14 protein-coding genes are annotated in these 13,166 nt (G+C 40.3%); 9 read left to right on the top strand and 5 right to left on the bottom strand.

What is annotated here, in order from left to right:
- Positions 1 to 110 precede the first annotated feature (110 nt).
- Entirely contained in the window at positions 111 to 599 is a 489-nt protein-coding gene (locus tag DWW52_RS06345) for a dihydrofolate reductase (protein WP_118714623.1), read from the top strand.
- A complete protein-coding gene (locus tag DWW52_RS06340) occupies positions 596 to 1,339 on the top strand; it encodes a Kdo domain containing protein (RefSeq protein WP_148315338.1) in 744 nt (247 codons plus the stop codon). Before DWW52_RS06345 ends, DWW52_RS06340 begins: the two co-directional genes overlap by 4 nt.
- 32 nt (positions 1,340 to 1,371) lie before the next feature.
- Here DWW52_RS06340 and DWW52_RS06335 read toward each other — a convergent pair whose 3' ends face one another.
- From DWW52_RS06335 to DWW52_RS06320, 4 genes are all read right to left on the bottom strand, one after another.
- Positions 1,372 to 2,418, bottom strand: coding sequence for a CDP-glycerol glycerophosphotransferase family protein (locus DWW52_RS06335; protein WP_118714621.1), 1,047 nt, complete (start codon positions 2,416 to 2,418; stop codon positions 1,372 to 1,374).
- Positions 2,418 to 3,152, bottom strand: coding sequence for a sugar phosphate nucleotidyltransferase (locus DWW52_RS06330; protein WP_118714620.1), 735 nt, complete (start codon positions 3,150 to 3,152; stop codon positions 2,418 to 2,420). The genes DWW52_RS06335 and DWW52_RS06330 overlap by 1 nt, the downstream gene beginning before the upstream one ends.
- A gap of 164 nt (positions 3,153 to 3,316) precedes the next feature.
- Complete coding sequence (locus DWW52_RS06325; RefSeq protein ID WP_118714980.1) at positions 3,317 to 4,366, bottom strand: histidinol-phosphate transaminase; 1,050 nt, start codon at positions 4,364 to 4,366, stop codon at positions 3,317 to 3,319.
- Positions 4,367 to 4,667: 301 nt separating this feature from the next.
- Positions 4,668 to 5,117: a UDP-N-acetylglucosamine 2-epimerase gene (locus DWW52_RS06320; RefSeq protein ID WP_118714619.1), complete on the bottom strand. Its 450-nt coding sequence runs from the start codon at positions 5,115 to 5,117 to the stop codon at positions 4,668 to 4,670.
- Between the two features lie 230 nt (positions 5,118 to 5,347).
- Here DWW52_RS06320 and DWW52_RS06315 point away from each other — a divergent pair, with 230 nt between their 5' ends.
- From DWW52_RS06315 to DWW52_RS06300, 4 genes are all read left to right on the top strand, one after another.
- The gene (locus DWW52_RS06315; protein WP_118714618.1) at positions 5,348 to 5,962 is read left to right on the top strand and encodes a DUF4254 domain-containing protein; all 615 of its coding nucleotides are present in this window, start codon (positions 5,348 to 5,350) and stop codon (positions 5,960 to 5,962) included.
- Positions 5,959 to 7,023, top strand: a complete 1,065-nt coding sequence (locus tag DWW52_RS06310; protein ID WP_118714617.1) for a glycosyltransferase family 9 protein — start codon at positions 5,959 to 5,961, stop codon at positions 7,021 to 7,023. Before DWW52_RS06315 ends, DWW52_RS06310 begins: the two co-directional genes overlap by 4 nt.
- A 110-nt stretch (positions 7,024 to 7,133) precedes the next feature.
- Positions 7,134 to 7,553 carry an adenylyltransferase/cytidyltransferase family protein gene (locus tag DWW52_RS06305; protein WP_118714979.1) on the top strand — a complete coding sequence of 140 codons (420 nt, stop codon included), beginning with the start codon at positions 7,134 to 7,136 and terminating at the stop codon, positions 7,551 to 7,553.
- The gene (locus DWW52_RS06300) at positions 7,553 to 8,545 is read left to right on the top strand and encodes an iron-containing alcohol dehydrogenase (RefSeq protein ID WP_118714616.1); all 993 of its coding nucleotides are present in this window, start codon (positions 7,553 to 7,555) and stop codon (positions 8,543 to 8,545) included. The genes DWW52_RS06305 and DWW52_RS06300 overlap by 1 nt, the downstream gene beginning before the upstream one ends.
- Positions 8,546 to 8,748: 203 nt before the next feature.
- Here the strand turns inward: DWW52_RS06300 and DWW52_RS06295 are convergent, their stop codons facing one another.
- Positions 8,749 to 9,840: a CDP-glycerol glycerophosphotransferase family protein gene (locus DWW52_RS06295; protein ID WP_118714615.1), complete on the bottom strand. Its 1,092-nt coding sequence runs from the start codon at positions 9,838 to 9,840 to the stop codon at positions 8,749 to 8,751.
- Between the two features lie 288 nt (positions 9,841 to 10,128).
- On the opposite strand from DWW52_RS06295, the gene DWW52_RS06290 reads away from it, so the two are divergent.
- The 3 genes from DWW52_RS06290 to DWW52_RS06280 all read left to right on the top strand — a co-directional run bounded on the left by DWW52_RS06290 (position 10,129) and on the right by DWW52_RS06280 (position 13,146).
- The gene (locus DWW52_RS06290; protein WP_118714614.1) at positions 10,129 to 10,941 is read left to right on the top strand and encodes a glycosyltransferase family 2 protein; all 813 of its coding nucleotides are present in this window, start codon (positions 10,129 to 10,131) and stop codon (positions 10,939 to 10,941) included.
- 62 nt (positions 10,942 to 11,003) lie between these two features.
- On the top strand, positions 11,004 to 11,834 hold the full coding sequence (locus tag DWW52_RS06285; protein ID WP_158582505.1) for an SP_1767 family glycosyltransferase: 831 nt from the start codon (positions 11,004 to 11,006) through the stop codon (positions 11,832 to 11,834).
- 34 nt (positions 11,835 to 11,868) lie between these two features.
- A complete protein-coding gene (locus tag DWW52_RS06280) occupies positions 11,869 to 13,146 on the top strand; it encodes an O-antigen ligase (protein WP_118714612.1) in 1,278 nt (425 codons plus the stop codon).
- Positions 13,147 to 13,166: the final 20 nt, after the last annotated feature.

Raw genomic sequence — 13,166 nt, 5'->3', positions numbered from 1 at the left:
ATTATAAAAAAGGTGTGAGAACTGAGAGTAGGAATCACTTAATTTGAAATCTTGAAATCACGGAATTGGTCGAATCTAAAATCTAAAATCATTAAATTTAAAATTAGTACATGGTTTTATCAATAATAGTAGCGACGGCAGAGAATAATGTTATCGGGAGAGATAACGGGTTGATATGGAGGTTGTCGGCTGATTTGAAGCGTTTCAAGTCATTGACGACAGGGCATACGATATTAATGGGACGAAAGACTTTCGAGTCGATAGGTCGGGCTTTGCCAAACAGGAGAAATATCGTGATTTCGCGAAATCCGGAGTTTCAAGCCGTGGGGTGTGAGGTGGTTCATAGCGTGGAGGAAGCGTTGGAATTGACGAAGGATGAAGATGAGGTATTTGTGACCGGGGGTGGGATGATTTACAAGAAATTATGGGATAAAGCCGATCGTTTGTACCTGACCGTGGTGCATCAGGTGTGTGAAGGGGATACGGTGATCCCATCGGTTGACCCGGAAGTGTGGAAGGAAGTTTCTCGTGAAGCTTGTCAGGCGGACGAGAAAAACGAATGTGATTACACGTTTATAAATTACGAGCGGGTGAAATGATGGATTGCCGTATTAATCCGAAATATAAATCACTGGAGAAGGTTATTCTGGATATTCCCCGTCGTTTTGACGAGGAAGGGGAGGTGATTGAAAATAATCGGAACGTGATTAAAATTCTGGAGGTTGAAGGGCAGCGTTTTAACGTGAAGTCTTTCAAGAAGCCTAATATTGTTAATCAATTCGCATACGCTTATCTTCGGAAAGGAAAGGCTGTGCGCTCGTTTGAATACGCGAATATGTTGTTGGAACGGGGTGTTGATACTCCGGAGCCGGTAGCTTATATCGTGTATCGTAATATCTGGGGGGTAACCCGGAGTTTTTATATTTCCCGGCAGGAGGAGTATGATTATACTTTTCGTGATCTTCGGATAGAACGTCCCGCGGATCTGGAATTTATCTTGCGGGAATTTACAAAATTTACCTATCATTTTCATTCACAATCAATCTATTTTATTGATCATTCTCCGGGGAACACGTTGATACGTAGGGAGGATGAAGGTGTGAAATTTATGTTGGTTGATTTGAACCGGATAAAATTTATGAATATTTCACCGTTTGTAGGGTTAAAGAATTTCTATCGCCTGAATGCCACGGATGATATGATTGATGTTATCGCGGATGAGTATGCCCGGTTGACGCATTCGGATGCGGTGGAAATGACCCGTTTACTGAAAGAGTGGACTCACGCTCATGACGAACAAGTGCGCAGGCGGAAAGCGAAAAAAACTGCAAAGTCATAAGATTCATGAATCTTATGACTTTGCAGTTTTTTCTATTTTATCTTCCCGAATTTCTTGATACTGGTGTATTTTCTCCAAAGATTTAGTTTTCGTTTTTGGGGGACACCGTGACGGGCGATATAGTCTCTAGCGGCATCCAGCATCCGGTGGCATACTTGGCCGTCAAGATAAGGATCATAGTTGTCGATGATCCATTTCCGTTTGGATATATACGCTTCATCATGTAATACCCGGTCAAACGCTTCGGGTAGTTCTTCCGGTTGTTGTATATCCAGCCAATAGATATCCTTGGCAATGGTTTTGTACGTGATAACCGGTTTATCCAGTAACAGGAATTCGTACACGGTGGAAGAAGTATCGCTGATCATCACGTCGGCCATGATTTGATATTTGGTGATGTTGTGATCTTCTACCCAAAGGATGTGCTCGTGTTTTTCTGCCAGTTCCTTGTACTCGTTCATCCATTCGATGCGGGTCAACGGGTGGAATTTCAAGATCAGTAGAACATCCTTTTCCTCAACCAGCTTGATCAGTCCTTCTTTGATAAAAGGGAGTGAGGTCAGGGAAGGGGAAAAAGTCGGGGCATACAGTGCTAGCTTGCTTTTACCGTGTTTTTGGAGCAGGGCCTCTTTCTCCGGGTCGAATGTATGCAGGTTGGCGTATATCCAATCCTGCCGGGGCCATCCCGTTTCCACGACCTCGAAGTCTTTGTATTTCTTGGCGAGAGCGTTGAATCCTCGTGTGAAAAAGGGGCCTTGTGTGAAGTAGGTGTCGAAATAACGACGGATGACCCAGTGATCTTTTTTCTCGGCTGCGTAGCCGTGAAAGATTTGAATTTTCACGCCGGGCAGATAGTATGGTACAATGTTGCAGGGTACGAAAATGACTTCCGGGGAGAAATCATAGATTTCCTGTATGCTGTCGGTCCATTTTACCTCGTCTTTCAGCGGGAAGTCGGGAATGTTCTTGGATTGCACGTACCACAACACGTTATGCCCGCCTTCTTTGACGGCTTCCACTTCAAGGGGTTGCAGGATGTTAATCGCGTATTTTTGCTCGCAGAATAGAACGATTTTCATTATTGTAAATGTTTAGGGATTCGGTTTATCGCGTCATGGAAATCTTCAACCGTGTCAAGTTCCATGGAGAAAAAATCACTTGTATCGACTGGGTAGAAATAGTGTCCTTGCTTGATCAGGCGTTCAAATGCCAGTTCGTAAAAAACATTGTCGAGTTGCTCGTTCACGATCATTTGATCCAGTTCTTTGTATAATGCCGTGAGATAGGAGTTGGATATTTTTTCGATACCGATGGATTCCCCGATTGCTTTTTGAATGGAACAAGTCTTGCTGATCTCGATGATCCGCTTGTTTTCATCCACGATGACCTTTATTTCCTCTTCTCCCAATTTGTGGCTGTCGAGGGCTAGGCAATTGGCATGAGATGATTCTTGTAACGCTTTGAGCATTTGAGGATCAAACAGGATGTCACTGTCGAGCAGAATGATCTCCTTTTCATTTAGTACTTCACTTTTGGCTAGCCACAACGAGTAGATGTTATTCGTGGAGGCGTAGAGTTCGTTATAGATGAATTTCACGGAGAGATTCGGGTATCGGGTTTGCACGAAAGATTTCAACATGTCATGCAGGTATCCCGTGACGATAATGATCTCGTGGATGTTGTTGGCTTTTAGGGCGTCAATGGCTCTTTCCAGTAAGGAGCGATTACCGATTTCGAGTAGACATTTCGGGCGATCGTTCGTGAGCGGACGTAATCGGGATGCAATTCCCGCCGCGAGGATGATGGCTTTCATACTATGTGTAGGGTTTGTACTACCACCCCTAGCCCCTCCTTACACAGGAGGGAAAATCGTTTGGTAATCAACTCTCCCCCTGTGTAAGAGGGAGATGGAGGGGGTAGTGTTTTTTCATAATGACTCTTGTTCCACTTTCTAGGGAGTGAAAAATTGTTTAATTGTTATTTTAGAACCACTTCCTTGATCGTGTCAATCACCAGACGATTCTGTTTCTGAGTTCCGAGGGTGATACGCATGTGAGTGTTGATATCTTCCTCGTTCATAAATTTGACGATCAAGCCTTTTGCTTTGAGAGCTTCCTGTAATTTTGCTTTCAGAACAATCGGGTATTTTACCAGAATGAAGTTGGCATCGGATTTATAAACTTTAAATCCTTCTAGTTGTCCAAGTTCTTTCATGTAAGTTTCACGATCTTGGGCCATCAGATCGGCGATGTTCTGGTAGTAAGCATTCGCTTTAAACACGGCAATTCCAATCTCTTCGGTGATCCGGTTATAACCCAAGTATTTCGTGCTATAATTCAGGAAGGAAGATAGATTGGCTCCCATGAACGCGAAGCCAAGGCGCAGGCCGGGAAGGCCGTAAAACTTGGAAAGCGTGCGAATGATTAACAGATTCGGGAACTCTTCAATAAGCGGTTTTATATAGGATGTGTCTTTGTTGGCAAAAGAGGCGTAAGCTTCGTCAATCACGATAACGGTTTCTTTCGGGATGAATGAAAGTATTTCGTGTAATTCGTCCTTCGTCAGGGAGTTGCCTGTCGGGTTATTAGGTGATGCCATCAGGACGATCTCCGGTTTTTCCCGTTCAACGGCTTCCCGGATACTGTTGATGTCATATTTGAAGGTGTTGCCTTCTTCATATAACGGGTAGAATATTGTTCTTCCGTTTACCTCGTCAGCGATAGATTTGTAATACCACCATGAAAATTTCGGGATTAACAAGGTTTTTTGTTTTTCTCCTCCGGCTAGGAAGTGATGAACTACTTGTTTTAATATATCTTCCCCACCGTAACCTAATATAACTTGTTTCTCCGGAATATTGTATAATTCAGCAATATAGTCGGATAAAATACTTTTTTTACCTTCGTCGTAAATCCGGGTGTAAAAACATAATTTATCCGGATCGAAATTTCTTAAAACTTCCCCGATTTCGGGAGCGGGACCATAGTTATATTCATTACGGTCAAGGTATGCAATCTTCTTCTCTATCATAAATTGATCATTTAATTCGATGAGCAAAAGTATATAATAAATTTTATATTTTGAATAGACGATATCTATTATATTCTCATAATCAATTATCTTTAATTTCCAATCCTATGAGAAATACGTACAAACGTCGCTTTGTTTAAATATTATTAAACGATCGTTTATTGATATTAACAAGATGATTGTATCTTGGGTTGATAAGATGTAATACAATTATTAGTAATTACCTTCTTAAAGGTAAAAATTTTCTCCAATTTATAACGAGAGTCTGTTGACTAAAAACTTTAAAATATGATCTTATCTATTTGTTGAATAGATATTTGTGAATTGTATTTGTTCGCTTTCCGGCTGTATAGTGGGGGCCAAAAGGAAAGTATTTGATTTGCCAACGGGTCTGTAATTTTCGGAAAAGATTCAGCGGTTTTCTCTTAATTTTTCCCTTGTAATTTGCTATGAAATCATCGACGGCATCCAATATGCGGGCGAAAGACTTGCCATCTCTGTAATGTTGATGATTATCAGAGAATTTTCGAATATTATCCATGAGTTCTTGTGGACGATTCAATACTTTCTCTATTGCGGGACCGATTAATTCGGACGAATTCACGTCAATAAGGTAATCTCCCGGAGTGGTGTTTTGGTAGGTAACAACGGGTTTGTCAAAGAATAGGAATTCGATGATGATGGAGGAGCTGTCATATAAAAGCACGTTGGCTTTTTGTAACAATTCGACATTTTCATGACAGCCGATTTATTTTGTGACAAGGATAAAAAATATCAGGGACAAACTGCCTGGGAATGTTATTTCTGTATGGCTGTATAGCCGGGAAGAGTGTGATTTGTTGTTAATTGTAAGATAGAGTATTACGGGTAACGTGTGGATATATAATATCTTAGGTTGGATTTTATGTTGAAAAAATGTTACTTTTGGAATACTTTTTGCTTACTTAGAAAATAAGTTGGACTTGTAAAATGGGTACTATGTTATTTGCGGAATTATGTTATCAGATCTTTGAGGAGAGTACGTCATGCTATCATTTGCGGGATGACGTGGATGCTGAAATGGATAACCCGTACGAGTATAAATCTATCGAGTATTATTTATTTTTAAAGAATTGGGTGGATGCGGTTCAGTGGCATTTGGAGGATGTGATTCGGGATCCGGACATAGAACCCGTGGAGGCTTTAAGGGTTAAGCGTCGTATAGATCAGTTGAACCAGAAAAGAACGGACTTGGTTGAGTTGTTGGACGGTTATTTCTGGGATAAATATAAGAACGTGAAACTTCAGGCTAGGGCAACCGTGAACACGGAAAGTCCGGCTTGGGCAATTGACCGGTTGTCGATCTTGTGTCTGAAAATATATCATATGGAACAAGAGGTGCAACGCCGGGAGGTGGTTCAGATTCACGTGAAGGAGTGCGATGATAAATTAAGTATTTTGTTGGAACAGAAACGTGATTTGATTCTCGCGATAGATCAGCTTTTAGCGGATATCGAGGCGGGACGTAAATACATGAAGGTTTATAAGCAGATGAAGATGTATAATGACCCGGAGTTGAATCCCGTGTTGTATAGAAAAGGACAAGGCTTATGAGCGTGAAGAAAGTTCTGGTGATCCGTTTTCGGAGAATAGGAGATGCGGTGGTGTCTGTCGTGATCTGCAGTACTATTCGCAAGAGTTTCCCGGAAGCGGAGATTCATTACGTGCTTAACGAGTCGATTGCTCCCTTGTTTGAAAATCATCCGGATATAGATCGGGTAATCACGTTTTCGAATGACGAGAATAGTCATTTTTTCAAGTATGTGCGGAAAGTCAGGCAATTGATGAAAACCGAACGCTATGACGTGATTATAGATTCCCGCTCGACGTTGAAAACATTATGGTTCAGTTTGTTTTCGTTAAGAACAAAATATAGGATCGGGACAACGAAATATTATAGTCATCTTGTTCATAATTATCGAATTAACAATTACGCCAACGACGAGTGGAACGAGGTCGAGGGTGCTTTGATGTTGTTGCTGCCTTTAAAATCGGAAGGAGAACTTCTTTGGGATACAACTTTTCGGCTTTACGTGACAAAGCAAGAGACCGCGGAGTTTAGAAATTACATGGGACGGAGAGGGATTGATTTTTCCCGTGTTATCGTGGTGTGTACCCCTTTCACGCGAGTAAAGGGAAAGGCATGGGATCGGGAGAAAATGAAGCAGGTGTTGTTTAGGATGATCCAACGATATGACGCCCAGTTGATTTTTAATTACTCGAAAGAGGAAAAAGCGGAAGCGTTGGCGTTGTTTGACGAGATGGGAAATGATGAACACGTTTTTATTAACGTGGAAGCCGATTCGTTACGGAAATTGGTCTCCATGCTTGAATTATCGGATTTCTTTTTCGGGAACGAGGGGGGACCGCGACATATAGCCCAATCGTGTCGGGTACCGAGTCTGGCTATTTACCCGCCGCGGGTGAATATGCGCAGGTGGTTGCCTTCAAGAGATCCCCGTTACCAGGGAATAACTCCTCGTGACTTGTTTCCCGAATTGGAAAATGAAGCATTGCCAGAAAACGAATTGTTTGATAAACTTACAGTGGAACACGTGTGGGAACGGTTGGAACCTATGCTGGATGAGGTCTTTATCCGAAAAACTAAACTTTGAATCTTAAACTCTGAACTTTAAACTATATTTACTACCTTTGGAGGCGTGTTTCCGGTGTGGGTACAGGTGCGGATGAGAATGAAACGGATGTGACGAATAAATTGGAAAGTATGAAAAATGTATATGTTATAGGAGTTTTTGATCTTTTTCATTTCGGGCACGTGGAGTTGTTGAGACGTGCCAAAGAGTTAGGCGATCGCTTGATCGTGGCAATTAATGGAGATGAGATGGTGGCCTCGTATAAACGCAGACCTTTTTTGTCCGAGCGGGATCGCTTAGAGGTGGTGAAAGCCTGTCGCTACGTGGATGAGGCTTTTGTTATTCACGGGTATGATAACAAGGAGTATATCAAAAAATACAATATTAATGTAATCGTGCATGGGGATGATTGGGATGGTGAGGGCTATCTAAAGCAGATTCGTGTGACTCCTGAATTTTTGGAAGAGCACCAGGTTTCGATGGTATACTTGCCCTACACGAAAGGAATTAGTACCTCGGAATTAGTCGAAAAAATAAAAGCATCGAAATAATGTATTACAAGACGATCAATATTCCTATCGTTCTGGAAATCGGGGAGAATATTTTTGTCCATTTGGATGATATTTTGAAGAAGAACCATATTTATTTCAAGGAGAAAATATTGATTACTTCTTTGGAATTGAAAGATTTGTACAAGACGAGCGTGGATAAGTTGTCGTTCGATGATATTATTTTTATTAAAGGTGGTTCTTACGAGGAGGCGCAAGAAGTGATGAAGTCGATCACGAACAGAGATGCCCTTTTCGTGGCTTTCGGGGGGGGGAGTATTATTGATGCAGTTAAGTTGGTGGCGAACACGTTGGACTTGACGTATATAACAGTCCCCTCAACTTTGTCGAATGACGCAATTTATTCTCCGATAGCCCGTTTGGTGAAAGATGGGAAAAAGCAGAGTTTCGGAGTAAAGGCCCCGTTGGGTATTATTGCCGACGTGAATATTATTAAAGGATCACCCAAGAAGTTGATACTTGCCGGGGTGGGAGACCTTGTTTCGAACGCGAGTGCTGTGAAAGACTGGCTGCTGGCGCATGCGGATAGAGGCGAGAGTATCAACAATTTTGCATTGGCGCTGGCTTCGTTGAGCGGGAATTCGGTGATCCCTTATACGATTGATGATATCCGAACGCCTCGTTTTATCGGTGATCTGGCGAATGGTTTGGTAATTTCCGGTTTGGCGATGGTGCTTGCTAATAGTTCTCGCCCGGCCAGTGGAGCCGAACATTTGATTAGTCATGCTATTGATGATCTTTTCCCGGAGCGGGCTACTTTGCACGGTTTGCAAGTGGCTTGGGGGCATTTGTTGGTAGAACGGGAGTTCCGTCAACCGGAGAGTGATTACGAGAAATTGCTTGTCTTTTTTGAGCGAATGAAGATGTTGGATGAGATAGAACGGGATATTACTTTTTCAAAAGAAGAAGTTGAGCAAATCATTCTCCGGGCCAAAACGATCCGAGACAGGTACACGATATTATCCAAGGTTTAGGCGTGGTGGTTTCACGCGTTTGCCCAGTTCATAAAGTTGAGCTTCCAGCTTTTAAAGTTCCTAAAGTTTATAACGTCACGGGTGTCTTTCGGACGAGGCTTACCGGCAGCTTGGCTGCCGTGGACAAAACACCCGCAGGGTCCACGGACTTTATGAACTTTATAGACTTTATAAACTTTTGACTCAAAGGGCTAAAAGCGTTTTCACGCGTTTGCCCTGATACTGTCATTCAGTTCTAATAGTTTGTTCACGATTCTTTCAGAAACTTTTCCGTCAACAATTCCTACGACGAGGCGACTCATTTCCTCTCGTTTCGTTTTGTTTTTATCCGGGTTGCTTAGATTTTCTTTCGCATTTTGCAGCATCTCTTGGTAGTTTTTCGGTGTATCGCCTACTTCCCAAAGGTAAAAATTGGCCGTATCCAGTCGTTTGGTTACTTTGTGCGGGAATATGCGATGGAGCAAACGATATCTCAGGAACATGTTGACAATGGCTGGTTTCCCCACGCCCGAAAATTCGAACACGGCACTTGACATGTCGGAGATCATCAGATCGGCGGCATGTAAAAAAGGAAGAATGTTTGTCTCGTTGAATTTGGCGAGATAGACGTTCGGGTATTTGGTCCACGATTCCAGGCGATGTAAATCTTTCCGGTATTTTTTCCGCAAAAACAAGTGCGAGTGAGGTTTAAGTATGATGTTATACTCCGCAAGGTCTTCAGGGAATTTCTTTCCCATGTTCAGCACGGATGAGGGGTAGAACGTGGGTGCGTACAGAATCGTTTTCTTGTTGACGTCCAGATTACAGTGTTGTAGGAATTTAATCCGATCCTCGTCGGTCAGTTTGAAATAGCTATCCAGTTTCGAGTAGCCGGACACGTAATATATGGATTTTTTTTCCGGGAAAAGTTCACTCAGGCTGTTTTCTAAAAACTTCCCGTCTAAGAAACGTAGGTCGACATTGTTAAGAGAAGGGGCCGCGTTTACCGTTTTACCTCCCCATACTCCGTGCATGATGAGAGCCGATTTTTTGAATCGGGTATGAGTTGGATGGGGGGTATTCCCGAAGACCATCACGTTGCATGCACAATCATCCTCTTCAAGGCAATAAGTAAAATTTTCTTCTTTACAATATTTGATGGATTCCTCCCGTTGATTTAACTCGTCTCGATCCAGATTTTTCGGGATGATGACTACATACGAGATGTTACGCTTGATTATTTCTCTAATGACTGGTTCGAATTGAGGGGAATAATATAGTTTTTCGAGATAAAAACCGATCGTGTAATTTTTCATGTGTAATGTTTAGAAACGCCTTAAAACGGAATATAGTTATTTGATATTTAGTGCTTAATGAAATTGTATGCAATATCAATAAACGTTCGTTTATTGATTGTCAAATATACAAAATTTTTGTGTAGTACAAATAGAATGCGAGTATTTTTTTCTTTCTAATAATCAGTTGTTTGTGCGTTTTGCAAAAAAAATGAAAATATTTAATATTAATATCAATGAATGAACGTTTATTGAAGATGCATGAATAGCCGTAAAGGGCATAGTTGTTACTAATTTAAGCGATAATTAATGATTAAAACTTCACTTATAATCTCTACTTATAATAGACCTTGTGCTCTTAAGTTGTGCTTGGAAAGTGTCAAAAGGTTAATACAGCTTCCGGATGAAGTTATTATTGGTGATGATGGGTCAAATGATGATACAAGATCTTTAATTGCCAGCTATCAAAAAGATTTTCCAGTACCCCTGTTTCACGTGTGGCAAGAAGATAAGGGATTTCGTGTTGCAAAAATTCGAAATAAATGTATCGTAAAAGCTAGATATGAATATGTTATACAAATAGATGGTGATATGGTTTTGCATCCGTATTTTGTTACAGATCATCTCCTGTTCGCCCGCAAAGGATGTTATATAAAAGGAGGACGAGTAAATACTACAAAATCTCAAACAGAAAGGTTGTGTAGAAATGGAATATACAGACCGTTGAGTTTTTTTACTTTAGGATTGACTAGGAGAGAGAATGCCATTCGTTGCCTGCCGCTTGCAAGATATCTCGCTCCACATCGGAGTACCCGTCCGGGATTAGGGTGTAATACGTCTTTTTGGAGAGAAGACCTGTTGAAAATAAACGGATATGATGAATACTATGTTGGCTGGGGAGGGGAAGATTACGATTTGAGTGTACGTTTGTTGAATTTGGGGTGTAAAAAATTGGCGATAAAATTTGCAGCAATAGGATTTCATTTGTGGCATGAAGATAGATATATGCAAAATAGGGAAAAGAATTTTAACTATTATCACGAGAAGGTGGCAGAAAAAGCCATTTGGTGCGAGCGTGGAATTGATCAATATTTAAAAGATCGTATGCCGGAAGAATTGTGATGAAAAATGTTTTTTATTATTTGGAGTTAAGATTTCGTTTCTTAAAGTATCGGCGGCGTTTTTTGAAAAAGCAACGAGCATTAGGTTTTATCCCTGATATAAAGTCAACAGATGAAACTTTGGATAAAATACTTCTGGAGCATTGTTCGGTAAGTCGATATGGTGATGGGGAGCTTAATCTTATTCGAAAAAAAGGAAATGGTTTCTGTCATTATAATTCTTCGTTATCGGAAAGATTGCAAGAAGTGTTGATTTCAAAACTTCCCAATCATATTGTCTGTTTGCCTCAAGCTCTTGTTTCACAAGAGAACTTGAATTTGCGGACAAAAGTTTTTTGGATGGCCTATTTTACGAAAGCGTATGATGTTTTTGCCCGCTATATAAAACCGGAGTGGGTATATTATGATGCATCATTTACGCGTTTTTATTTTGCATATAAAAATAAAAACGTGTGTAAGGGTTATTTGAAGAAGATCAAGGGTATATGGGGCGGGAGGAATGTCCTTTTAATTGAGGGCGAATATAGCCGTTTAGGGGTAAATAATGATCTTTTTCGTGATGTATGTTCACTACAACGGGTATTGTGTCCTGCAAAAAACGCCTATGAAAAATATGATGATATTTTTAATGCAGCCGTAAAGTATGGGCAAGATAAATTGATTCTTGTTGCTTTAGGACAAACTGCAACTGTATTAAGCTATGATTTGGCAAAAGCTGGTTATTGGGCGATTGATATCGGGCATGTTGATGTTGAATACGAATGGTTTTTGCGGGGAGCGAAGGATAAAATTCAGATAGAAGGAAAATATGTTAATGAGGCTAAAGATAATACATCTTTTGCGGTAGAGATTCAAAATGAAAATTATGAGCGATCAATCATAGTGCGTATTTAGTTTGTCACATAGAAACTAGCTATAAGGATGAATTATGGAAAAAGTACAAGAAAATTTCTTTCTATGGGTAGGTTTCTTGCTGGGAAGTGTTGGAATCCTGTATGGAAAGACGTTTCATTATTTTCTTCTTTTAATGGTTTTATTTTATGCATTGACAAATTGGAATTTGTTTGTGAAGAAATTGAATGCAGGGAAGAATTATTTGTTATGCTTTGTTGCCTATTTGTTGTATATATGTCTACAAACAGTATTCTTGGATTCTAGAATTGGTGATAAGGCTCATTACGGGATATTTGAGGATATATTGCTTAATTTTATATTGGTTCCGGTCTATGTTGTAACTTTGAAAGGGTGGTTAACTTCCCAGTTATTGAAACGGTTTCTTTTTTTGTTTTGTATCGGATGTGTATTACTGAATACTTATATCGTGTTTGACCTTGTGACAGAAAGAACTTTTGTTGATGTGCATACAACAATAGAAGATTTATATGCAAGTCGTTTCGGGGAGAATAAGACATCTCTTTTAGGGGGGAGTTTGCTGTTGGAGCCACAGGCTTTTCATCTTGCATTGGCTGCACTGATTTCGTACGTAATGATTTTTATTAATTCCCGGTGGAGGATGAAAGTCTTGTATGGTGTGATATTTCTTTTGCTTCTGTGTTTCCTGTCGTTTACCGTGACGAAGGCCGGGGTGTTGGCATTTTTGACAGGTTTTGTATTTATGAATATTTATGTTTTCAGGCAAAATCTTAGGCGAATACGTTTGGCATTATTAATTTGGATCTCTATGTTTATTTTTGGAATATTTGTGTTGGCTAATTTTAGCGAGAAGTACAAAGAAAGAACAGATGAGATGATTGTTGAGTTAGAGAGCGTGAAACAAGGAATATATACCGGGGGTACGATAGCTCCTAGGATCGGTTTTGTGCGGGAAGCTTACGTGCATTTTAATGAATTTGCCGTTTGGGGAATGGGGGTTTATGCTAAAGATAGAGTAAAGGATTGGCTACGGAATTCTGATGCTGGGTTAGGTGTATTTACAAACGTACACAATACATTTTTACATTATTGGATACAAGGTGGAATTTTCGGTTTAGGGGTTGTTTTGTTCCTTTTGGGAGCTCCATTTTATAATATGGTAAAAAGAAAAAGATTTTCTTATTTCGAGGCTTCCCTTATTCTTGTGATTTTTGTTACAAGTAACACGAGTATCTTGTTAGATCTGAATAATTCGAGATTAATCATCGTGTTATTACTCTCCATGTTTTATTTTTATGGAGATATTTTCGAGCATTTAGAGGAATCAATTTAATTTTATTGAAATAATAATTC

This window comes from Odoribacter sp. AF15-53, from assembly GCF_003479425.1.
Lineage (GTDB): Bacteria > Bacteroidota > Bacteroidia > Bacteroidales > Marinifilaceae > Butyricimonas.
Note: the sequence above shows the minus strand (reverse complement) of the source record. Positions and strands in the feature narration are given on the sequence as shown.